This is a genomic window from Enterococcus cecorum DSM 20682 = ATCC 43198 (assembly GCF_000407565.1).
Lineage (GTDB): Bacteria > Bacillota > Bacilli > Lactobacillales > Enterococcaceae > Enterococcus_E > Enterococcus_E cecorum.
Window position 1 is genome coordinate 1 of the sequence record NZ_ASWI01000001.1, and the last position, 22,036, is coordinate 22,036.

The following is a 22,036-nucleotide window of genomic DNA, read 5'->3' on the forward strand; positions in this document are numbered from 1 at the left end:
CCCTGTGAGGGTAGGACGTCGCCACGCTATAATGGAGGTTTAGCTCAGCTGGGAGAGCATCTGCCTTACAAGCAGAGGGTCAGCGGTTCGATCCCGTTAACCTCCATATGAGTCGTTAGCTCAGTTGGTAGAGCATCTGACTTTTAATCAGAGGGTCACAGGTTCGAGCCCTGTACGACTCATACTCATATTTGCGGGTGTGGCGGAATTGGCAGACGCACTAGATTTAGGATCTAGCGCCTAACGGCGTGGGGGTTCAAGTCCCTTCACCCGCATAACTTTAGCCGGCTTAGCTCAGTTGGTAGAGCATCTGATTTGTAATCAGAGGGTCGAGGGTTCAAGTCCTTTAGCCGGCATTTACGCGGAAATAGCTCAGTGGTAGAGCACCACCTTGCCAAGGTGGGGGTCGCGGGTTCGAAACCCGTTTTCCGCTTTACTATTATGCCGGGGTGGCGGAACTGGCAGACGCACAGGACTTAAAATCCTGCGGTGAGTGATCACCGTACCGGTTCGATTCCGGTCCTCGGCATTCTTAGTAATGCGCCCATAGCTCAATTGGATAGAGTGTTTGACTACGGATCAAAAGGTTAGGGGTTCGACTCCTCTTGGGCGCGTAAATAAATAACGGGAAGTAGCTCAGCTTGGTAGAGCACTTGGTTTGGGACCAAGGGGTCGCAGGTTCGAATCCTGTCTTCCCGATAATGAATATAAGGGGCCTTAGCTCAGCTGGGAGAGCGCCTGCTTTGCACGCAGGAGGTCAGCGGTTCGATCCCGCTAGGCTCCATTCATTTGAAAAAATGAATATCGCGGTGTAGCTCAGCTGGCTAGAGCGTCCGGTTCATACCCGGGAGGTCGGGGGTTCGATCCCCTTCGCCGCGATTTAAGAGCCTGGACCTTTAGCTCAGTTGGTTAGAGCAGACGGCTCATAACCGTCCGGTCGTAGGTTCGAGTCCTACAAGGTCCATTGGTGACATTGTACAGTTTCGGAGGATTACCCAAGTCCGGCTGAAGGGAACGGTCTTGAAAACCGTCAGGCGGGTAAAACCGTGCAAGGGTTCGAATCCCTTATCCTCCTTTCATATTATCGCGGGATGGAGCAGTCTGGTAGCTCGTCGGGCTCATAACCCGAAGGTCGTAGGTTCAAATCCTGCTCCCGCAATTAAAAACTAAAATTAGGGTTCCGTGGTGTAGGGGTTAACATGCCTGCCTGTCACGCAGGAGATCGCGGGTTCAAATCCCGTCGGGACCGTATGGCTCGGTAGCTCAGTTGGTAGAGCAATGGATTGAAGCTCCATGTGTCGGCAGTTCGATTCTGTCCCGCGCCATTTGCGGGTGTAGTTTAGTGGTAAAACTACAGCCTTCCAAGCTGTTGTCGCGAGTTCGATTCTCGTCACCCGCTTTAGTTTTTATTATGGGCCTATAGCTCAGCTGGTTAGAGCGCACGCCTGATAAGCGTGAGGTCGATGGTTCGAGTCCATTTAGGCCCATTTTTCTTGGTCCGTTGGTCAAGTGGTTAAGACACCGCCCTTTCACGGCGGTAACACGGGTTCGAATCCCGTACGGATCATATTTTTTGGAGGATTACCCAAGTCCGGCTGAAGGGAACGGTCTTGAAAACCGTCAGGCGGGTAAAACCGTGCAAGGGTTCGAATCCCTTATCCTCCTTTAACATTATCGCGGGATGGAGCAGTCTGGTAGCTCGTCGGGCTCATAACCCGAAGGTCGTAGGTTCAAATCCTGCTCCCGCAATTAAAACTAAATGAGGGTTCCGTGGTGTAGGGGTTAACATGCCTGCCTGTCACGCAGGAGATCGCGGGTTCAAATCCCGTCGGGACCGCCATGCGGGTGTAGTTTAGTGGTAAAACTACAGCCTTCCAAGCTGTTGTCGCGAGTTCGATTCTCGTCACCCGCTTTAGTTTTATTATGGGCCTATAGCTCAGCTGGTTAGAGCGCACGCCTGATAAGCGTGAGGTCGATGGTTCGAGTCCATTTAGGCCCATTTTATATCAATTACCATACATAATTGGTATTGGGGAAGTACTCAAGTGGCTGAAGAGGCGCCCCTGCTAAGGGTGTAGGTCGGGAAACTGGCGCGAGGGTTCAAATCCCTCCTTCTCCGTAATATATTGGTCCGTTGGTCAAGTGGTTAAGACACCGCCCTTTCACGGCGGTAACACGGGTTCGAATCCCGTACGGATCATGCGTTGGAAGTGATGGCTATATCACTTCTATTTTTTTATTCTTAATAATGTAAACGTTTTATATCGGGTGGAAATATTGTCTCGAAGATGAGATGAGTATGGCTGTGAGCGTAATCCTAGGAATGTGATTACAGATTTAAAACGGCTGAATCCTATGGTAGAAAATTCAATAAGAAAGAAAATCCATCTGGGGACTGAAGGAAATTTGATACGAAGTGTGTTATACTTTAGCTAAGAGAAAATGAAAGAAGTGAGTGTTATGCGTATTTTTGCATATATCTTATTGTCCCTTGGAATCTATGAAGCTTATTTCGTGTCAAAAGCAATTTGTCTGGAAAAGAATGGCCAAAAACAAGAAGTAGCCATAGCCTTACCATTGGGGATTCCTCAGGGTTTGATGTTTGTGGTTTTAATGTTCTTGCTAGGGATTAGTTTTCTATTACCTAGCTGTTGGTAATGAAATAGAAATGGGGCAATGAAATGTCTGAAATGAAATTGGGGATTCGTTATCTTGAAGAATTGCAAAAAGCTTTTAGTCATCGTTTGTTGCAGACAAGTGATGAAATCAAGTTTGCTGAAAGTTTGAAGGATTGTTTAAAACAAGTGAAGCAACAAGAAAAAGTAGATAATCGCTACTATATTTCCTTTGAACGCTTTTATCAACAAGCAAGCCTATTGATTGGGTTATCGACCTTACAATTATCAGATGAGGAAAAGCAAGATTGGTTAGCCTTTAGAAAATGGCATGAGGAAGTGGTTAAACCTAATCTACACTTATATGGCCCGGTAATCATCTAACAAAGAGCACGTTAGTCTAAATCTAGCGTGCTCTTTTAAGTTTCTAGTTTGTTGAGAAAAGTGGGAATTTGACTTTCTTGCAAGTGATAGCGTTGATAAGGGCGTCCAACTTTGAGATAGATAGTTTCGCTGGTCAGGATTTGATGTTGCTCGAGAAATTGGATATATTTACGAATCGAGACATGGGAAAGTGACAATTCAGTAGCTAGTTCCTGAATAGTAAAGCTTGTTTGGCGATTTTTTAGATGATTGAGTATCTGGATTAAGGTATCTTTGCTCAAGCCTTTCTCAATTTCAATGGTGGGATTATTTGTCACTGTAGGCTGAAAAAGCGCATCTAGACTAGCTTGGTCGATGAATTCTTGTTGGAGCATGCTTCGTTTTTGTTGCCACTTCTGGATTGCTTGCTGGAATCGTTCGAAGGTAAAGGGTTTAATTAGATAATCAATCACGCCAGCTTGCAAGGCTTGTTGGGCGAATTGGCTCTGAGTTGCTGCACTAATAATAATCACATCTGGAACCTTTGTGAGCCCATCGATTTCACTAAGCAAATCTAATCCATGCGCCCCATTTAGATGAATATCCAGTAAAATCAGGTCAATCGCATTGCTCTTTAAAAATTGCCGTGCTTCATCTAAGTCTTTGCCGACCACTATTTGAAACGTCGCGTCGATTTTTTGTAAATAGCCTTGATGAATGCGTTGAATCAAGGGCTCATCTTCAATCATCAGTATCTTCATATAATCCTCTTTTCTGTTATAAATTGAATCTTCAAATGAGCATCTACGCGGTGTAATTGCATCTGGGTGTGTTCTTCATTTAGGATTTGTTTGAAAAATGCTTCACTTAATTTGTTTTGATAATCTTCAAGCTTTTGCGCACTAGCTTGAATCATTAAGGTAAGTATGAGATTTTGTGCGTCCTCTTGTAATTGTACTGCTAACTTCTCAGGGTAATTTTGACTGAAGATTTGCTGTGGGTAGTGATAAATTTTTAAGAGATTCATCATGGTTTGACTGTCGGTAAATGCTATAATCTCCCCCAAGATATCAAACTCACTCGCAACTTTAGCTTCAAGAAGTTGTTGCTGCCAATATACTAAAAAGCTTGCTAATATCGGATTTTTAATGAGTAGACTGACTTTTTCACTGAAAGCCTGAGTCATGTCTAATTGTTGTGCTAGAAAATCTTTCAATTGCTCATATTCGCCCAATTCTGTTAACCCGTATAAAATATGCATCTGGTTGAGATAATCATGGGTATGGGTTTGCAAGGTTTTTGCAAATTGCTGCGTCGATTGCAGTTGATGTGCCAAAAATAGGGTTTCGGTCGCATTTTTTAGTACAACCAAATGTCCGACCAACTTACCTTTCACTTCAATTGGTGCAATCGAAACAAAGTAAGCTTGTCCGTTTTGCTGATAATATTGTTCTTGACGTTTATGAAAATCAAGTTGCGTGGACTCTTGAATCAAATCAGTCCAGGGATGTCCGACTAAACTTTGATTGAATAATCCGAGTTGTTGCGCTAAATGTTCAGCCTGATGATTGGCTAGTAAAATATTTTGATTCAAATCAAGAACTAAGACTATATCTTTGGTTTCATTAATCATGGCGTTGCGTTCTTCTAAAAGGCGGGCAATTTCTTTAGGCTCAAGATTATGTAGCTGTCCCTTGAGATGATAGGCCAGTCCAAATGCCACCCCTAGACCAATTAATAGACTCAGTAAAAGACTCCATTGATAATCATATAGTGTTTGGCGAACCATTTGCTTTAAACTAACCAACTTGATGCCCAGTGCGACAACGCCAATTTGCTTACCTTGATGCTTCACAGGCACAAAGACCCGTAACGAACGCCCCAGAGAACCCTTGCTGATAGAATGCGTAACTTTTCCTTGCAAGGCTTGCTTTTCGTCGCCTCCTTCAAAACTTTGCCCAATTTTATCTGGATTAGGGTGCGTGAGGCGAATACTATGATTATCCATCAAAACAATGAAATCCAGATGGTGATTTTTCGTGATTTGTAACAATTTTCGCTGCAAAGGTAGTGGGGCTTGTTTTTGTTCTAAGGCTGAAATGATATCCTCTTGTTTAGCGAGTTCGTGACCAAGCGTAGTGAGATTGTCGATTTGTTGCGTTTGAGTTTGCTTGGTGACATCGCGCATTAAAAATAGATAAAAACTCGTAGCTAAAACTAGAATCACCCCGATAAAAGTCAGTGATAAAAGCGTAAATAAGCGAATTCCTTTCTTCATGTTTACCTCCCATTTCCTCATTAGTATAACATAAGCAGCAACGTACTTAAATTAATTAAAAAAACTTTCCGAATATACTTGTAACCGTTAAACTAAGGATAGTTTTGCTGTCGAGATATTTGTGAAAGATAGCGCAAAAAGATGAAGGGGGAAATTTCAATGAAAAAGTGGCTTTCAATTAGCTTATTAGCATGTTCAGCCTTACTTTTAACAGCATGTAACTCAGGAAAAAGCACGCAAACAAAGAGCACTACAACACAAAGCTCACAAGTAACATCGAGTGCTTCTAAAAACGGCTATACCGATCCAAAGGAATTAAAGGATAGCTATGATGTGATTATTGTCGGAGCTGGTGGTGCAGGAATGACCGCAGCGATTGAAGCCAAAGATGCTGGTTTAAATCCAGTTATCTTTGAAAAAATGCCGGTTGCAGGCGGAAACACATCCAAATCATCAAGTGGAATGAATGCGGCTGGTTCAAAATTCCAAAAAGCCCAAGGAATTAACGATACGACAGATGCCTTTTATGAAGAAACGCTAAAAGGTGGGAAAGGTACAAACGATAAAGAATTATTGCGTTATTTTGTTGACCATTCTGCTGAAGCCATTGATTGGTTAGACCAAAATGGCATCAAATTAGATAACTTAACAATTACTGGTGGAATGAGTGTGAAACGTACGCACCGCCCAACAGATGGTTCAGCAATCGGCGGGTATCTAGTGAAAGGTTTGGAACGCAATGTCGCTGAACGTAAAATTCCAATCTTTGTGAATGCGGATGTAAAAGACATTCATACGGACAATGGTGTGGTTGATGGTGTGAAAGTTCAAATTCAAGGCGAAAAAGCAAAAAATATCAAAGCTAAAGCCGTAATCGTGACGACAGGTGGTTATGGTGCAAGTAAAGAGATTTTAGCGAAATATCGTCCTGATTTGAAAGATTATGTGACAACCAACTCTAAAGGTACAACGGGTGATGGGATTGCTTTAGTCGAAAAACTTGGCGGTCAAATCATTGATATGGATAAAGTGCAAATCCACCCAACTGTTAACCAAGAAAAAGGAATTTTAATTGGAGAAGCAGTACGTGGTGAAGGTGCGATTTTAGTTGATGATGAAGGAAATCGTTTCGTTAATGAAATGGATACGCGTGATAAAGTTTCGGCTGCAATCAATGCCTTACCGAAAAAACGTGCTTATCTTATCTTTGACCAAGGTGTAAGAAGCCGAGCAACTGCGATTGAATTCTATGCCAAACAAGGTTATGTCAAAGAAGGCAAGACGGTGGCTGATTTAGCGAAAACGATCAAAGTACCAAAAGCCAACTTAGAAAAAGCTGTTGCAAATTGGAATAAGGCGGTTGAAAGCAAACAAGATAGTGAATTTAACCGTACAACAGCGATGGAGCATACTTTATCTACACCTAATTACTATGCCATTCAAATTGCCCCAGGTGTCCACTACTCAATGGGTGGGGTGAAGATTAACACCAATACTGAAGTGTTAAACAAAGATAACCAACCAATTAAAGGATTATATGTGGCTGGTGAATTAGTAGGTGGTTTACATGGTGATAACCGAATCGGCGGTAACTCAGTAGCAGATATCGTGATTTTCGGTCGTCAAGCTGGACAACAAGCCGCAGCATTCGTCAAAGCGCAATAATCATAAACTTCATTTTCATTGCAAAAAAGACCAAGCAGATAATTAGGTTTGCTTGGTCTTTTCCTGTTATCAGTGATTATTTCCATCTATCACAGTTTGATTACAATTTGAAAAAAGTGCTTTCCTTTTAGGGTAAATCTGCTATAATACTATTCGTTGCAAGTTCCCGAAAGGATTCGCCTCTTTGCGAAGATGCCTTGTAACCGAATAATTTTAGGGGGAATACTTCATGGTAGAAAAACATTTATTTACTTCAGAGTCTGTTTCTGAAGGACATCCGGATAAAGTCGCGGACCAAATTAGTGATGCGATTTTAGATGCAATTTTAGAAAAGGATCCAATGGCGCGTGTTGCTTGTGAAACTTCTGTAACCACTGGGCTAGTCTTAGTTTTTGGTGAAATTTCAACAACAGCATATGTGGATATTCAAAAAGTCGTGCGCAAAACGATTAATGAAATTGGCTATACGCGTGCAAAATTTGGATTTGATGGAGATACAGTAGCCGTTTTAGTAGCGATTGATGAGCAGTCACCAGATATCGCTCAAGGTGTGAATACGGCGTTAGAAGCAAGAGAAGAGAAAAAAGATGACAAAGACGAAACAGGTGCCGGCGACCAAGGCTTGATGTTTGGTTTTGCGGTAGATGAAACACCTGAATTGATGCCTTTACCAATTGCTTTAAGTCACCGCTTAGTTCGTCGTTTGGCTGTTTTGCGTAAATCAGGGGAATTAAGCTATTTACGTCCTGATGCGAAATCACAAGTCACTGTTGAATATGATGAAAATGAGCAACCATTACGTGTTGATACAGTGGTTATTAGTACGCAACATGATGAAGCTGTGGATAATGCAACGATTCATCAAGACGTGATTGAAAAAGTCATCAAAGCAGAAATTCCAAGTGAACTTTTAGATGAGCAAACAAAATTTTATATCAACCCAACTGGCCGCTTTGTTATCGGAGGTCCTCAAGGCGATGCTGGTTTAACTGGCCGTAAGATTATTGTGGATACTTATGGTGGTTATGCCCGTCATGGTGGGGGTGCCTTTTCTGGTAAAGACGCGACGAAGGTGGACCGCTCCGCAAGTTATGCCGCACGTTACATTGCCAAAAATATTGTCGCAGCGAAATTAGCGAAGAAATGTGAAGTGCAACTTGCCTATGCGATTGGGGTAGCCCAACCCGTTTCTATTTCAATCAATACATTTGGTACAGGGGTAGTGCCAAATGATAAGTTAATTGCGGCTGTGCGTGAAAACTTTGATTTACGTCCAGCAGGGATTATCGAAATGCTAGATTTACGCCGTCCAATTTATCGTCAAACCGCAGCTTATGGTCATTTCGGTCGTACCGATGTCGATTTACCATGGGAACATACGGATAAAGTAGATGCACTATTAGCAAGTGTCAAAGCTTAATCAAACATTTAAACAGACATCCTTTTCTTTTTTGGTTTAGCCCAAGAAAGGAGCGGGTGTCTTTTTTAGTAAATGAATTTTTACTGAATGATAAGTTAGTGAATGATACTTCAGTAAATTTGATTTAATGTAAATGGCGCAATACCCCAGTAGATGCCGCTGTGTTAAGTGTCTTAATCCAAAAAGGTGAAGATTTATTCTCGCATAAGAATCGCACTTATTTTATATTTTCAAAATCAGGGTATACAAAGGAGGCCCAAAAATTTGCTCAGGAACAACAGCTACATCTGATTACTTATCAACAGATGGTGCAAGATTTGAAAAAAAGAATAAACTCTAAAAAGGGAAAGTAAGCAGTTTGAGGTGACCCCCAAAAGTTAGACTTTTTTACGAGACGACTCCGGTCGTCTCGTTTTCATTATGCAGCTAAAAGATGGAGCCTATATTGAACAGGACTCATCCATCCTAACTTTTCTTTTATTCGTTGTTCATTATAATACTTTATAAATCGTTCTATTTCCATTTTTAATTCCTCATAGCTATAGTAAATAACGCCATAGTATATCTCTTGCTTAAGCAGACCGAAGAAATTCTCCATTACGGAATTATCTAGACAGTTGCCCTTTCGAGACATGCTTTGAAATATTCGTTCTTCTTTTAGCCTGTGAGAGTATGCCTTCATCTGGTATGCCCAACCTTGGTCAGAATGGAATGTTCGTCTATAAGGGCAGTCTGAAGTGATTTCAATGGCTTTATCCAAGGCATTCATTACATTCTTTGCTGAAGGTTTCTTATCGATGCTGTAACTTAGTATTTCTCCATTACACATATCCATAAATGGATCTAAATACAGCTTATGCATTGTCATATGTCCTTTGACATCAACTTCATAATACTTAAATTCAGTCGTATCCGTTGTGATTTTTTGATGAGGTATGTGCGTATTAAAGCGTCTGCGAATTCTGTTGGGTGCAATGGTACCAATCCTGCCCTTATAGGAACTATATTTCCTACTTTTGCGTGTGTAGGATGTCACCTGCAAGCCAAGTTTTTGAACTATTCGCTGAACCTTCTTTTTGTTGATGAGATATCCCTGATTATGAAGCTCTCCATGTATTCTACGATATCCGTAATCCTTATTATTCTTACGGATTTCTTGGATTTTTTCTTCAAGTTCTTTGTCAGGATTTTCTCTATCAAATCGTTTTTGCCAATACATATATGTTGCTTTAGGCATGCCTGTATAAGAGAGAAGGTCTTTTAGTTTGAATTCTCGTCGGAGACTGTTGATGACGAGTGCCGTTCTCTCATTTTTTCCTCGTCCTCTAAACGCAGCCTCCTCAGTTCTTTTAAAAAGGCATTCTCAATTCTCAATTTAAGAAGTTCATCTTCTAGCTCTTTTACGTGTTCTGCACTTGTATCAACAGAAGATTCTTCAACTGGTTTGTTTTGTGTATTGCCATTAGTTGTATTCAATGTTTTCTTTCGTCCCTTCTTGCGTGGTCTTAGGGCATCAGGACCAGCTGCACGAAAGCGACTCACCCAATTTGTGATCATACTTGGATTAGTAATTCCTTCTTGCAGAGCTAAATCTTGATATGAGATTTCACTTGATAAATATAACTCTACTATAGAAAGCTTCTTTTCAAAAGAATAAAAATCTTTTTTTCTAGAACGTTTTAATCCTTCATCACCAAATGCATTGTAATTATCCACCCATAGTTTAACTTTATTATCAGATGGAATGCCGAACTTATTTGCAAGATAAGTATAACCACCTTCGCCATTAAGATAAGCATTTACAACTTGCTTTTTAAACTCATAAGAATATTTGGACATAAAAATACCGACCTCCAATTGTTAGATTTTATGGTCTAACTTTTGGGGGTCGGTACAGTTCGCCTACTTTCCTTTTTTTGCACGTATATCACTAGCTGTCATTGCATATCTACTTTCAAGTGCTCGATTCATTGAACGTAATCCGCTAAAACCATTCGCGAAGGCTATGTTTGTTAAGGTTTCAGATGAGTTCACAATCGCAGTATAGGCAGATTGGATACGGATATTTCGCAAATATTCTCCGATTGTTAATTGCATATGTTGTTTGAAAAATCGTGATAAATATTCCTTTGAAAGATGCATATACATGGCCAATTCATCTAAAGAAATCGATTGTTGATAGTTTTCTTCGAGATAATCAGTAATTTTTTGCAAACGATTAAGAATAAAAATCGATTGTTGTGACAGGGCTTGTTTGGGAACTCTAAAATACTGAACAAGCTTTTTTAATATTTGTAAAACTAAAATATATAAATCAAATTGATAGTATTCTTTTTTTTCGTTTGCAAGTGTAAAAAATTCCTGACACAATACTTGAATTTGCTGGTACTGATTGTGTTGGATATCTGTAAATAATTCAGGTTTGTTCAATTGAAGTTCAAAAGAGTCAATATTAGGGTATAGATTTTTTACATAATTATAAGGAAAGATAATAGATAATGCACTTCCATTAGCAGTCGTTTTTATACTATGGATTTCTCTTGAGTTAATGACTAGTATCGTTTTAGGTTGTGTGGAAAATACTTCTTTGTTGATCACAAATTCATCTATTGTTCCTGAATACGTATAACTTAATTCAATACCACGATGCCAATGGGAAGGTATAATTGCCGGGAGTTGGTTGCGTGGTTGTTCGTTGAATAATTCATACCAAATCGGCAAAAACTTAACCGGTTGAACTAATTCATGTTCGGAGTCCATATTCATTTCTCTGTATTCACCAACCCGTATAAAGCCCCATACAAGTTCGCGTCATTGCCTAGTGTTGCGGCGATGATTTGCGGACGTTGCAAGGATAATTTCACGATTTTAATCCCTCGGTCTAGGATACTATCAGCCAACAAGTCATATTGACGGTTAATTTCCTCGATTAAAATGGGTTGCGCGCTAATGCCACCGCCAATCGCATAGTGAGTTAAATCGAGCATTGCATGCATATCCAAAATCAAAATCGCAATATCGCGACAGTAATTTTCAAAGATTGTTACAGCTTGTTCCTCTTTTTGCATAATCGCTTGAAAGGCAACCTTGCCATCTCCAGGATTTTCAAAATTTAAAGCCTTCCCAATATCATGAATCATCTTCACTGCCGAACCCCGTAAGCCATATAAAATCGGTTTATCTTCCAATTTCCCACCATATAGAAAACTTAATTCACCTGCTTGGAAATGATTACCACGGAAAATTTGCCCGTTTAAAATTAAGCCGCCACCGACACCTGTGCCCAAAGTGATAATTGCGCTATTCGGATGACCTTGCAGACTGCCTTGCCAAAATTCACCTAAGGCCCCAGCTTTACCATCATTTTCGGCGCTGACTGCTACATCTGGTGCCTTGGTGTGAACGAGTTGCTTTAAGTCAAGACCATCGATGAAAGGAAGTGCGCCACCGTGATAGACGACTGCGCTATGAGGATCGACTTTTCCTGGAATACTGAAGGCGACTCCCTGGATTTTTTCAGCTACTTCTGCCACTAATGAAAGAATTTGTTCTTTAAAGTCGTCTAAGTTCTTGGCTGTAGAAAGTTGTTTTTTACTTTTGATTGTACCGTCTTTTTGCATCAGTGCACTTTTGATATTGGTACCACCGACGTCGATAATGAGATATTGTTCCATTTGTTTCACCTAGTTTGCTAAATATTTTTTGAAAAAGTTAATTTCGTCTAAATTACATTGTTGAGCGATGGAATCCTTGATATTACAGTGAAAGACATGACCGCGTGGGTGCTTTTCATCGCCATAAATATGCAATTCATGTTTAATTTCTTTGGCCATCAAGTAACCATCTAAACGAATGGCTTGTTCATAAAGAAAATCTTTGTTGCTGCTCATAATAAATAGTGGCGGCAAATTTTTAGTGAGGTATTTTTCGACATTGAGCACTTCTCGGTATTTTTCTTGAGCTTCTTTGGTAAAGTAGCCAGTGACCGCACCTTGTAGATTGCCTGGAAGGTGAATAAAGTAAGCCCCACAGTTTAAGGCGGCGGCACGAATCGTTAAATCAGGAAGTTCGAAGTTAAAGTGTTGACGATAATTTTCATTGGTTAAAATAGCTAAGTATTGTTCGACCATTTGCCCACCCGCACTATCTCCAGCTAAGAAGACGTTGTTTAAATCCAAATGATACTGGTTAGCATGTTCACAAAGCCAGTGCATGACCAAATCGACATCCGCTAAAATACCCGGGAAAGCAACATCTGGTCCTAAATGATAGGTAAAATTCACAAAAGCAAATCCTTCTTTGGCTAAAGACATGCCGTAAAATTGGTAAGTTTCTTTGGTGCCGTAAACCCAGCCGCCACCATGAATATGTACAATGACGGGAATATTTTTTTGCACATTTTTTGGTAAATATAAATCCAGCAAATGCCACTTTGGATCAGGTCCATAACTAAGGTCATCGATACGGGTGACTTCAGGGATTTCTAGTGGTAGATTCGCATCCCGTTTGTCATCATTTTGCTTACAAGCAACGCGCATTTGTTCAATTTCTTTTATGATATTTATTGACATTTAAAATCCTCCTTTAATTCTAGAAAGCGTTTTATATATTAAATTATAAACAATATCCAAAATATTTCTAGTCAATTATTGATAGCTAATAGGAAAATAATTGACATTATGACGATAGTTAGATTTTCCAAAATGTCAATATTCGCCACTTATTGGATAATGAAATGCATTGTATCCGCTTTCTTTCGGTGTATACTTAATTTGAAAACAAAAATATTGGAGGAAAATACAATGAAGTTTTTTGATCGTTTTCAAGCAACCTTAGAAAAAATAGTTGGGCCGATTGCTGCAAGGGTATCGAGTAGTAGATATATTAAGGCGTTAACAGAAGGCTTTATGTACACCATGCCGATTACATTAGGTGTAGCAGTGATTGCGGTATTGTCAAATTTGCCAATAACGGCTTGGTTGAACTTTTTGAAACAAGTTGGTATATATCAAGTCAGTCAAGATATTGTTAGTTTGACTTTATCCTTACTTGCTATTTATGTAGTAGGGGCGATTGGCTATTGTTTTACAAAAAATGAAGGAGAAAATGGTGTAATTGGTGCACTTATTTCGACTGCAGCATTTCTTGTATTAATACCAATTCAACATGCAAAAGTCAATGGAGCTGAAATTACGGCACTAGAAACAAAATACATGGGTAGCGATGGCATTTTTATTGCAATTATTCTAGGACTTTTAATCCCACAACTATATTGTTTCTTAATGAGTAAAAATTTGAAATTAAAGTTGCCTGATTCTGTTCCTCCTATGGTCAGTAAATCATTAACGCCAACTTTCGTATCAATGATTATTTTCTCGATTCTATTTGTTATTAAATATGTTTGCACGCTTACTTCGTATGGTAATTTGTATACATTGATAGCTACGTTTATTGGTAAGCCAATTACTCACTTAGGGACATCACCAATTTCATTGATTATCGTTTTTACGCTAATTAATTTAATTTGGTTCTTTGGTATTCATCCTAACACGATTTTAATGCCTTACATGCCTATTTTAATGGCTGCAGGTGTTGCTAATACTGAAGCATTTGTATCAGGAAAAGCTTTACCATTCTTTACTTTTGTAGTCATATCTTCATGTATTCAAGTTGGTGGAGCAGGCAGTACGTTAGGTTTATGCGTTGCGACTATATTTTCAAAATCTGAAAAATATAAATCTATGCGTAAATTGGTTGTCCCTGCTAATCTTTTTAACATTAATGAACCAGTCATTTTTGGTTTTCCAATTATGCTAAATCCTATCTATTTTGTTCCGATGATTTTAACACCAATATTAAATGGTACAATTGGTATTATTTTATCAAAAATCATTCCAATAACAATAAATCCAACAATCTCAATGCCATGGGTTACACCTGCATTTGTATCAGCCTTCTTTATCGGTGGCGTAGGTTTACTTATTGTTTGGTTGGTTTGTTTACTTGTAGATTTTTTGATTTACTTACCATTTTTTATGATTGATGATAAGAATGCTTTGTTAGAAGAAAAAGCAAATATTTAGCGAAAGAGAGTGTATAACTATGGGATTTCCAAAAGACTTTTTATGGGGTGGTGCAACAGCCGCAAATCAGTATGAAGGAGGCTATTTGTCTGGCGGTAAAGGTTTGGCAGTTGCTGATGTAATCAGTGGTGGTACTAAGACACAAGTACGAAAAATATTAATTGAACTCGCTGATGGAACGAAAAAATGGATTCCTAGATGGGAAGAAATACCTACAGACGCAAAACCTGTTATTGATGAAAATACTTATTATCCTAGTCATCAAGCAGTAGATTTTTACCATCATTACAAAGAAGATATTCGTTTGATGGGCGAAATGGGCTTTAAAGTGTTTAGAATGTCGATAAATTGGTCGCGTATTTTTCCTAATGGTGATGATGTTTGTCCAAACGAGGAAGGATTACAATTTTACGAAGCAGTTTTTGCGGAGTGTAAGAAGTATCAGATTGAACCTTTAGTTACCATTAATCACTTTGATTTACCGCTAAATATTGCATTGAAGTATGGCGGATGGTATAGTCGCAAAACCATAAATATGTTTTTAGATTATTGTAAAACCATATTTGAAAGATATCAGCATCAAGTGAAATATTGGTTGACATTTAATGAAATCAATTTTTTGAGAGACTATTCGACATTAGGTATTACAGAAGCTTCTGATTATAACAAGCAACAACAATCAATCTTCCATGTTTTGTTAGCCAGTGCAAAAGCTGTGCAACTTGGACATCAAATCAATCCAGAATTTAAAATTGGTGCGATGATTGCTAATATTTTGTTTTATCCACAATCTTGCAATCCTGAAGATGTTTTAGAAGAAATGAAGGTTTCAAGAGAATTTAAAGATTTTTACTATGATATACAATGTCGCGGTAGTTATCCAAATTATAAATTAAAAGAATTCAAACGTAATCACTTTAAATTAGAAAAATTACCTGGTGATGAAGAGGAGTTACAAAACGGTACGGTAGATTTTATTTCCATTAGTTACTATAATTCTGCCGTTATCGCTAAACAAAAAGGTGATGCAGAGAAAAGTTCTGGTAATCAATTAGGAGGCATCAAAAATCCTTATCTTGAAGAATCGGAATGGGGTTGGCCGATTGATCCGATTGGGTTAAGAATTGTCTTAAATCGCTTATATGATAAATATCGCTTACCGTTAATGATTGTAGAAAATGGTTTAGGTGCTATAGATAAAATTAAAAATGGTACAATCGATGATGATTATCGTATCGACTATCTGCGCCGACATATCTTACAAATGAAGGAAGCAATTGAATATGATGGCGTTGAATTATGGGGATATACTCCTTGGGGTTGTATTGATTTAGTATCTGCAGGAACAGGTGAAATGGACAAACGTTATGGATTTGTTTATGTAGATAAAGACAATTCAGGTAAAGGCACATTATCACGTACAAAGAAAAAATCATTTGACTGGTACAAACAAGTGATTGCTTCAAATGGTGAAAGTCTATAGTACGAGCGGGCGAGGTAAGAAATATGAATATTATTTTTAGAGCAGATGATTTTGGTATTTGTAAAGGTGTGAATTATGGAATTGCTGAAACGATTAATGAAGGCGTAGTTAAAAATGTTGGATTGATGGTTAATATGGATTCGGCAAAGCATGCGTTACAACTAGTTGAAGTCAAAGATTTGTGCATCGGTTTACATGTAAATATTAGCTTAGGTAAGCCGGTTTTAAGTCCTGATAAGGTTCCATCTTTGGTAGATTCTGCAGGGAATTTCTATTTAAAGGGTAAGAACTTTGAAAATTATGTCGAGCGTGTAAATTTTGACGAGATGCGCAATGAGATTGTAGCTCAAATAGATAATTTTCAAAAGCTTGTTGGGCGTCAACCTGATTATATCGATGGGCATGCAATTTTTTGTTCGGATTTTATTTCTACTATTAAGCAGGTTTCATTTGAAAAAGATTTATATTTCCTAGATCCAATGAATGAACAGTGGAAAGTAAAAAATAAAATTGCAATGTTGCCTTTTATTTCCTTGAATCAGGAAGGCCTTTACAATCCAAGAGATATATTCACTTCGCTAAAGGTAGAGGATTCTCTTGAAAATTATTTAGGAGTCTTTCATCCAGGATTTTTAGATAATTTTATTCTTGAAAATTCTAGCTATACAAGAATTCGTCCAATGGAATGTGAATTTTTAACGAGTCCTTGGTTGAAGTCATGGTTGACGGAGCACAATGTATCATCTGTGTCTATTAGAGAACTAAAATAAATGATAATGGACAGCTATCTTTTGGTGAGGATAGCTGTCCATTTATTATTCATATATCCCATACGTTTCCAGAACTTCTTGTACGAGGATAATGCCATTGCCGGGTTTGTCGATTTCAAGCTCGGTGCGAATGGCTTGGATGATGTCTTTTGCTTGATTGACTTTGGCTAAAATTAAGACCACTTCTTTTTCCGGTTCGATATCCATCGCAAATAATTTACTTGTTTCATGGATGCCAGCACCTCGTCCATGGACAATGGTGCCACCTTTTGCCCCTGCATGATTGGCTGCTGTAATCACATCTTCGGCTTTTCCACGATTTACAATAGTCAAAATTGATTGGTACATAGCACTTTGCTCACTTTCTTTAGGATATTCTTGGTCAGGATAACAACTCACACCGCAAACTTTGAACAAGGGTAGTGAGAAGGCAATTCCATGATTCGGCTTTTCAAAATGAAAGATTTGGGCCAATTTTTGCATGACTTCACGGCAAAGGGTGCTCGGACCAGCCATCATCACAATTTCTTTTCGTTGATCATCAAGGGCAAATAAATGTAAGAGAGAATTTTCAATCGTACCATGTGCACGCAATATAGTGCCCCCACGCATGCCTAGTTTTTTCGCCTTTTTGAGTAATTTGCTACCTAGACCACAGTTGACAATAAAATAAATCTCTTGCATCAGATTCCCTCCCGTTTATTTTTCAATTTAAATAAGACACCTAATAACTCTAACATAATAATTGGCATTAATGCAACTAGGGCTATCATACCAAACCCATCAATAATCAGATTGGCACTTTCGATTTTATCAGCAGCTCCTTGGATAAAGGAGAGGATAAACGTAGCAGTCATTGGTCCAGTAGCTACTCCACCCGCGTCAAAGGCCATCCCGATAAACATTTTAGGGGTGAAAAACATTAATCCCAAAGCCAAAAGATACCCTGGTAATAGATAATGCCATAGCTGGATTTGTGGCACGAGTACCCGCAAGACAGAAAGAAAGACGGCCAGCCCCACACCGACTGCAAGGGAGGCTAGTATTGCTTTTTTCTGGATATAACCACTTGTGACGTCTTCAATTTGATCGGTTAGTACATAGACGGCTGGTTCTGAAAGAATAGTTGCGACCCCTAGAATGAGACCAACCCCTAGAATCCAAGTTTTACCCTCAAAACTTGCAAGTTGATGGCCGATGAGTCCGCCGATATCCATCAGTCCGCCACTAACACCAAGTAAAAAGATGATTAAACCAATATGCACATAGCCAAATCCTATGAACATCCGATAAACTTCTCTTTTTTTCAATTTAAAACTCAAGAGCTGCAAGACGACAAAAATCAGAAATAATGGGAATACAGAAATGGTTCCTTCTTTGACGGTATGGAAAAGCAAATGAGCAAAATGTGACCAGATGGCTTGGTTATCATTGGTAAGTTCAAACGCTGGTGTAGCGAGCGCATTTTTAGGACTGAGTAAGTGTAAAAGTAAAACGGCCAAAATTGCGCCACTAGAAGCAATCGCCACCAGTCCAAAGCTATCTTTCTCGGAGGCTTTACTATCTTTCTTCAGTTTAGAAATCCCAACAGATAGCGCCAAGATAAAAGGAACCGCCAAAACCCCCGTAGTTGAGCCTGAAGCATCAAAGGCCATGGCTAAAAAGGCTGGATTAGTTGGTATGCTTAATAGGAAAATAAGTCCATAGATACCAAGTAATAACTTATAAAGTGGAAAATTATAGAAAACCCGCAAGAAACCAATGGCTAACATCACCGCAACTCCCAATGAAACGCTCATGAGTAAGGTGGTACTAGCCATCATTTTTTGCGTGACTTGTTCAATTTGGTTGGCTAAAACAATTAAGTCTGGTTCCGCCGCACAGATGAAAAATCCAACGACAATGCCGCCGAGTAGTACGGTCCATAATTTGTTGGTCTTAGCGAGAAAAGTCCCAGTTAAATCGCCCAATGGATGAATCGCTAAGTCTACCCCGATTAAAAATAGAGTTAGGCCAATCACCACAAACATTTCACCGATTAAAAAGCGCCATAAAACTGCACCTGGTACCGGACTAATCGTCAAATGTAGCAATATGACAATAAGGGTAATCGGTAAAACGGAGAAAAAGACTTCCTTAAATTTTGCTTGTAAAACCTGCAAACACATCACCTCTAAAATGAAATTTGGTCAACTAAATATTATTTTATCCGTTGGAATGAAAGAAAAATCTACATAAAATAAAACGATAAAATAATAAATTTGTTATCTGAATTGTAACATGGTTGCCAGAACGAATCAAAGATAACGCTTTAAATTTAGAGTTAGACTTAATTTAAAATGAAAAAATACAAGTAATCAAATAAAAGTTAGTGCTATTTTTCAAAAAATCTAGTACAATGTAAACGAAAATCAAAATAAAGGAAGCGACAAGTGAGATGGCTTTTTTACAAGCAAATATTTATTCCAATACTTTAGGAATGGAAGTAATGATAGATATTATTTTACCACAACAAACATATAAAAAATTCGGATCAAATAGTATAGGTGCGACAGAAGATGTTCCAGTTTTATATTTATTACATGGAATGGGCGGCAATCATAGTGTTTGGCACCGACGTACTTCAATTGAGCGTTATGTAAAAGACTTAGAGATTGCGGTGATTATGCCGTCAACGGACCTAGCGTGGTATACAGATACGCAATATGATATGAAATATTGGACTTTTATCTCGGAGGAATTACCACAGCTTTGTCATGAGTTATTCCCACAATTAACGACTAAACGAGAAAAGACTTTTGCAGCTGGGCTTTCCATGGGTGGTTTTGGCGCATTAAAACTAGGCTTGCTTTGTCCAGAAAAATTTGCGGGAATTGCGGCGATGTCAGGAATGCTTACCTTGGTTGAAGCTAAAGAACAATTATTCCAAGTGCGCGATGCAAGTTATTGGCGCGGCATTTTTGGCCCAGAAGAAACTTGGCGAACTTCAGAAAACGACTTTATCTATCAAATTACCCACTATCAAAAGGAACAAAAGAGCAAGTTTTTCATCTGTTGTGGGACGGAAGATGAGCTCTTGTTATCGAGTCAAATTGTTGTGGACCTCATGCAGAAAAATGACTTTGACGTGACTTTTAAAACCGGTCCAGGAGCACACGAATGGCAATTTTGGGATACTTGGATTCAAACGGTATTAAGCTGGATGCAAGAAATCATGCAACAAACAAACTAAGGAAAAAGCGTATCTACTTCATTGGTTACGAGGTAGGTACGCTTTTATTTATTTTTGCAAAAATTGTTGTAGTTTTACTTTGCATGTTTGGCTCTTAGGCAATCCTTCTTGATAGTGGAGCGTGACTTTAGCGGTTAGCATATCTTTAGGCGTAATCTTAATCTTTTTAGGAATCGCTACATTAAGCTCTGCGTCTGTTAATCCTTTGACTTGTCCATTCTGCCATTCGATACTACGAGATACACTTGCTATTTCTTGATCTTTTGCGGTAATAACGACTGCAATATTTTTCACTTTTTCATCAATGAGATTGTCTATTTGCGGTAGTTTCGTGACTACGGCTTGCTTTTGATTACTAACCAGTTTTAAGCCTTTTAAATCCAAATCTTCTAAATCCTGAAAATTGACCTGATATACTTCTAATTGACTGGGTTGGCTGAAACGTCCTACCAAAAAACTAAGTCCCACAACAATCATCACTAAAAGAATAATGGATAAATTCTTTTTCATATTTGCTCGCTCCTTATCTAAATTTAAACGTTTACAATATGATTGTACCAAAAAAACGCTAAAGCACAAATCACTTTAGCGTCGTTTTTTTTCAATACAAAATAGAATCGGGGGTTGATTTTTTTGATTAATAAATTGATATTTCAGCACATTGATGCTTTCTTGGGGGAGCGCTTGGCAGTATTGCTCAACGGCCTGTAATTCTTCTGCTCCACCGGCATGACCATAGTAGCTGACCACAATGATGCGTCCTTTAGCCTTTAGTCGCGATAAGAGCCCGTCTAAAGCTTGCTGGGTTGTTTCAGGGAGTGTAATACAGTGCTTATCGCTATTCGGCAAATAACCTAGATTAAAAATAGCTGCTTGGATTTGATCTTCTGGGGCTAAATAGTCTAGAACATGCTCATGCCCTACTAGATGGCAAGCAACACGCGAGGTTAGATTGGCCTCACTTAAACGTTTGGTGGTTTGCTCGAGCGCTTGTTGCTGAATATCAAAGGCGTGAACCTGACCTTTTTCTCCAACTAATTCGGCTAAAAACAAGGTATCATGGCCATTTCCCATCGTTGCATCAACTACGATATCCCCAGGCTGTACGCATTCCCTTAAGAGTTGATGGCTAAAATGTAAGGCAGTTTTTAGCATATGTTCACCTGCTTACGAATATCGAATTTGCCTTGATAAGAATCACGGCGCAACATTTCTTGATCAATGGCGTTTAGGACTTCCCATTTTTTCAAACTCCACATCGGACCGACAATCGACTCAAATGGTGCATCTCCGGTTAGACGATGGATGATAATGTCTTGTGGAATCAGTTCTAATTGGTCGCAAATGATATCGACATATTCTTTAAAGCCTAATAAGCGCAACCGTCCTTCGTGATAATCTCGGAGCATGCGGGTATTGCGCATCAAATGAAGTAGGTGCAATTTAATCCCTTGAATATCGGAATCTAGAATCGTTCGTTTGACATTTTCCATCATCATTTCATAAGTTTCGCCAGGGAGGCCATTAATCAAGTGGGCGCAGACACGAATATTGTGCTTGCGTAATTTAGCAACACCGTCTAAATACGTTTGATAGCTATGGGCGCGATTGATTAGCTCGCTGGTTTGTTCATAGGTAGTTTGTAGGCCTAGTTCGACCCAAAGATAAAGGCGTTCATTCAGTTCAGCTAAGTATTCCACGACATCATCAGGTAGACAGTCCGGACGTGTCCCAATCGATAAGCCGACCACTCCAGGCAAATTCACCACTTGTTCGAAACGTTCTTTGATGACGGCTAGTGGTGCGTGTGTATTGGTAAAGTTTTGAAAATAGACGATATATTGTGCAACGCCAGGCCATTTTTGATGCATCATATCAATCTCTTTTTGAAATTGAATCGGTAGTGGATCTTCAGGTGCGACAATCATATCCCCTGAGCCAGATACGCTACAAAAAGTACACCCACCATGAGCCACAGTGCCATCACGGTTCGGACAATCAAAGCCACCATCAATCGGAACTTTAAAGATTTTCTCACCGAATTGTTGTCTTAAGGCATAATTCCATGAGTGATAACGTTTATTTTGATCTTCTGCATATAAAAATTTCATCTAATAACTTCCTTAT

The 22,036-nt window shown here is 39.1% G+C and carries 19 protein-coding genes, 25 tRNA genes and 1 riboswitch; of the genes, 33 read left to right on the plus strand and 11 right to left on the minus strand.

What is annotated here, in order from left to right; genetic code table 11:
* The first annotated feature begins 33 nt into the window (after positions 1-33).
* The 27 genes from I567_RS00005 to I567_RS00135 all read left to right on the plus strand — a co-directional run bounded on the left by I567_RS00005 (position 34) and on the right by I567_RS00135 (position 2,999).
* A tRNA-Val gene (locus I567_RS00005) sits at positions 34-106 on the plus strand.
* 3 nt (positions 107-109) lie between these two features.
* Positions 110-182 (plus strand) — tRNA-Lys (locus I567_RS00010).
* An 11-nt stretch (positions 183-193) separates the two neighbouring features.
* Positions 194-275: transfer RNA gene (locus tag I567_RS00015), tRNA-Leu, on the plus strand.
* 8 nt (positions 276-283) lie between these two features.
* Positions 284-356, plus strand: a tRNA-Thr gene (locus I567_RS00020).
* A 5-nt stretch (positions 357-361) separates the two neighbouring features.
* Positions 362-433, plus strand: a tRNA-Gly gene (locus tag I567_RS00025).
* Between the two features lie 10 nt (positions 434-443).
* Positions 444-529, plus strand: a tRNA-Leu gene (locus tag I567_RS00030).
* 11 nt (positions 530-540) lie between these two features.
* Positions 541-614 (plus strand) — tRNA-Arg (locus tag I567_RS00035).
* 11 nt (positions 615-625) lie between these two features.
* A tRNA-Pro gene (locus I567_RS00040) sits at positions 626-699 on the plus strand.
* Positions 700-711: 12 nt separating this feature from the next.
* Positions 712-784: transfer RNA gene (locus I567_RS00045), tRNA-Ala, on the plus strand.
* Between the two features lie 21 nt (positions 785-805).
* Positions 806-879, plus strand: a tRNA-Met gene (locus I567_RS00050).
* Positions 880-890: 11 nt separating this feature from the next.
* Positions 891-964 (plus strand) — tRNA-Ile (locus I567_RS00055).
* 21 nt (positions 965-985) lie between these two features.
* Positions 986-1,075, plus strand: a tRNA-Ser gene (locus tag I567_RS00060).
* Between the two features lie 10 nt (positions 1,076-1,085).
* Positions 1,086-1,159: transfer RNA gene (locus tag I567_RS00065), tRNA-Met, on the plus strand.
* Positions 1,160-1,176: 17 nt separating this feature from the next.
* Positions 1,177-1,249: transfer RNA gene (locus tag I567_RS00070), tRNA-Asp, on the plus strand.
* A gap of 3 nt (positions 1,250-1,252) precedes the next feature.
* Positions 1,253-1,325: transfer RNA gene (locus tag I567_RS00075), tRNA-Phe, on the plus strand.
* Between the two features lie 3 nt (positions 1,326-1,328).
* A tRNA-Gly gene (locus tag I567_RS00080) sits at positions 1,329-1,399 on the plus strand.
* Between the two features lie 14 nt (positions 1,400-1,413).
* Positions 1,414-1,487 (plus strand) — tRNA-Ile (locus I567_RS00085).
* 8 nt (positions 1,488-1,495) lie between these two features.
* A tRNA-Glu gene (locus I567_RS00090) sits at positions 1,496-1,567 on the plus strand.
* Between the two features lie 8 nt (positions 1,568-1,575).
* Positions 1,576-1,665: transfer RNA gene (locus I567_RS00095), tRNA-Ser, on the plus strand.
* A gap of 10 nt (positions 1,666-1,675) precedes the next feature.
* Positions 1,676-1,749 (plus strand) — tRNA-Met (locus tag I567_RS00100).
* 15 nt (positions 1,750-1,764) lie between these two features.
* Positions 1,765-1,840, plus strand: a tRNA-Asp gene (locus tag I567_RS00105).
* 1 nt (position 1,841) lies between these two features.
* Positions 1,842-1,912, plus strand: a tRNA-Gly gene (locus tag I567_RS00110).
* Between the two features lie 13 nt (positions 1,913-1,925).
* A tRNA-Ile gene (locus I567_RS00115) sits at positions 1,926-1,999 on the plus strand.
* A 32-nt stretch (positions 2,000-2,031) separates the two neighbouring features.
* Positions 2,032-2,119, plus strand: a tRNA-Ser gene (locus I567_RS00120).
* Positions 2,120-2,128: 9 nt separating this feature from the next.
* Positions 2,129-2,200 (plus strand) — tRNA-Glu (locus I567_RS00125).
* Positions 2,201-2,460: 260 nt separating this feature from the next.
* Positions 2,461-2,658: a hypothetical protein gene (locus I567_RS00130; protein ID WP_016250230.1), complete on the plus strand. Its 198-nt coding sequence runs from the start codon at positions 2,461-2,463 to the stop codon at positions 2,656-2,658.
* Positions 2,659-2,681: 23 nt separating this feature from the next.
* Positions 2,682-2,999, plus strand: coding sequence for a hypothetical protein (locus tag I567_RS00135; RefSeq protein WP_016250231.1), 318 nt, complete (start codon positions 2,682-2,684; stop codon positions 2,997-2,999).
* A gap of 35 nt (positions 3,000-3,034) precedes the next feature.
* Here the strand turns inward: I567_RS00135 and I567_RS00140 are convergent, their stop codons facing one another.
* Entirely contained in the window at positions 3,035-3,739 is a 705-nt protein-coding gene (locus tag I567_RS00140; RefSeq protein ID WP_016250232.1) for a response regulator, read from the minus strand.
* Positions 3,736-5,256, minus strand: coding sequence for a Spo0B domain-containing protein (locus I567_RS00145; RefSeq protein ID WP_016250233.1), 1,521 nt, complete (start codon positions 5,254-5,256; stop codon positions 3,736-3,738). The genes I567_RS00140 and I567_RS00145 overlap by 4 nt, the downstream gene beginning before the upstream one ends.
* Before the next feature lie 159 nt (positions 5,257-5,415).
* Between I567_RS00145 and I567_RS00150 the strand changes: the two genes are divergently transcribed.
* Together I567_RS00150 and metK are read left to right on the plus strand one after the other, a co-directional pair.
* Positions 5,416-6,921 (plus strand): flavocytochrome c, encoded by a 1,506-nt coding sequence (locus tag I567_RS00150; protein ID WP_016250234.1) that lies wholly within the window; start codon positions 5,416-5,418, stop codon positions 6,919-6,921.
* Between the two features lie 151 nt (positions 6,922-7,072).
* A riboswitch (SMK box riboswitch) is annotated at positions 7,073-7,153 on the plus strand.
* On the plus strand, positions 7,151-8,341 hold the full coding sequence (gene metK / locus I567_RS00155; RefSeq protein ID WP_016250235.1) for a methionine adenosyltransferase: 1,191 nt from the start codon (positions 7,151-7,153) through the stop codon (positions 8,339-8,341). Its footprint overlaps the riboswitch before it by 3 nt.
* 418 nt (positions 8,342-8,759) lie before the next feature.
* On the opposite strand, the gene I567_RS12225 is transcribed toward metK, so the two are convergent.
* The 4 genes from I567_RS12225 to I567_RS00185 form a co-directional block, all read right to left on the minus strand.
* A protein-coding gene (locus I567_RS12225) for an IS3 family transposase (RefSeq protein WP_111736128.1) occupies positions 8,760-10,180 on the minus strand; the annotation gives its coding sequence in 2 pieces (ribosomal slippage) (positions 8,760-9,613 and positions 9,613-10,180; 1,422 coding nt in all).
* 63 nt (positions 10,181-10,243) lie between these two features.
* Entirely contained in the window at positions 10,244-11,107 is an 864-nt protein-coding gene (locus I567_RS00175) for a helix-turn-helix domain-containing protein (protein ID WP_016250238.1), read from the minus strand.
* Complete coding sequence (locus I567_RS00180) at positions 11,104-12,015, minus strand: ROK family protein (RefSeq protein ID WP_016250239.1); 912 nt, start codon at positions 12,013-12,015, stop codon at positions 11,104-11,106. Before I567_RS00180 ends, I567_RS00175 begins: the two co-directional genes overlap by 4 nt.
* Positions 12,016-12,024: 9 nt before the next feature.
* Complete coding sequence (locus I567_RS00185; protein ID WP_016250240.1) at positions 12,025-12,912, minus strand: alpha/beta hydrolase; 888 nt, start codon at positions 12,910-12,912, stop codon at positions 12,025-12,027.
* Positions 12,913-13,143: 231 nt separating this feature from the next.
* Here I567_RS00185 and I567_RS00190 point away from each other — a divergent pair, with 231 nt between their 5' ends.
* From I567_RS00190 to I567_RS00200, 3 genes are read left to right on the plus strand one after another with little or no spacing between them, the layout of a single operon-like run.
* Positions 13,144-14,424 carry a PTS sugar transporter subunit IIC gene (locus I567_RS00190; RefSeq protein WP_016250241.1) on the plus strand — a complete coding sequence of 427 codons (1,281 nt, stop codon included), beginning with the start codon at positions 13,144-13,146 and terminating at the stop codon, positions 14,422-14,424.
* Between the two features lie 19 nt (positions 14,425-14,443).
* Positions 14,444-15,907, plus strand: a complete 1,464-nt coding sequence (locus tag I567_RS00195; protein WP_016250242.1) for a family 1 glycosylhydrolase — start codon at positions 14,444-14,446, stop codon at positions 15,905-15,907.
* Positions 15,908-15,930: 23 nt separating this feature from the next.
* Complete coding sequence (locus tag I567_RS00200) at positions 15,931-16,677, plus strand: ChbG/HpnK family deacetylase (protein ID WP_016250243.1); 747 nt, start codon at positions 15,931-15,933, stop codon at positions 16,675-16,677.
* Positions 16,678-16,722: 45 nt separating this feature from the next.
* Here I567_RS00200 and I567_RS00205 read toward each other — a convergent pair whose 3' ends face one another.
* A complete protein-coding gene (locus tag I567_RS00205; RefSeq protein ID WP_016250244.1) occupies positions 16,723-17,361 on the minus strand; it encodes a P-II family nitrogen regulator in 639 nt (212 codons plus the stop codon).
* Positions 17,361-18,845 carry a DUF1538 domain-containing protein gene (locus I567_RS00210; RefSeq protein ID WP_231940218.1) on the minus strand — a complete coding sequence of 495 codons (1,485 nt, stop codon included), beginning with the start codon at positions 18,843-18,845 and terminating at the stop codon, positions 17,361-17,363. Before I567_RS00210 ends, I567_RS00205 begins: the two co-directional genes overlap by 1 nt.
* A gap of 269 nt (positions 18,846-19,114) precedes the next feature.
* Between I567_RS00210 and I567_RS00215 the strand changes: the two genes are divergently transcribed.
* Positions 19,115-19,909, plus strand: coding sequence for an alpha/beta hydrolase (locus tag I567_RS00215; protein ID WP_016250246.1), 795 nt, complete (start codon positions 19,115-19,117; stop codon positions 19,907-19,909).
* A 48-nt stretch (positions 19,910-19,957) separates the two neighbouring features.
* On the opposite strand, the gene I567_RS00220 is transcribed toward I567_RS00215, so the two are convergent.
* The 3 genes from I567_RS00220 to I567_RS00230 form a co-directional block, all read right to left on the minus strand.
* Positions 19,958-20,419 (minus strand): hypothetical protein, encoded by a 462-nt coding sequence (locus I567_RS00220; protein WP_016250247.1) that lies wholly within the window; start codon positions 20,417-20,419, stop codon positions 19,958-19,960.
* 75 nt (positions 20,420-20,494) lie between these two features.
* Positions 20,495-21,064, minus strand: coding sequence for a tRNA (mnm(5)s(2)U34)-methyltransferase (locus I567_RS00225; RefSeq protein WP_016250248.1), 570 nt, complete (start codon positions 21,062-21,064; stop codon positions 20,495-20,497).
* On the minus strand, positions 21,058-22,020 hold the full coding sequence (locus tag I567_RS00230) for a TIGR01212 family radical SAM protein (RefSeq protein ID WP_016250249.1): 963 nt from the start codon (positions 22,018-22,020) through the stop codon (positions 21,058-21,060). The genes I567_RS00225 and I567_RS00230 overlap by 7 nt, the downstream gene beginning before the upstream one ends.
* Positions 22,021-22,036: the final 16 nt, after the last annotated feature.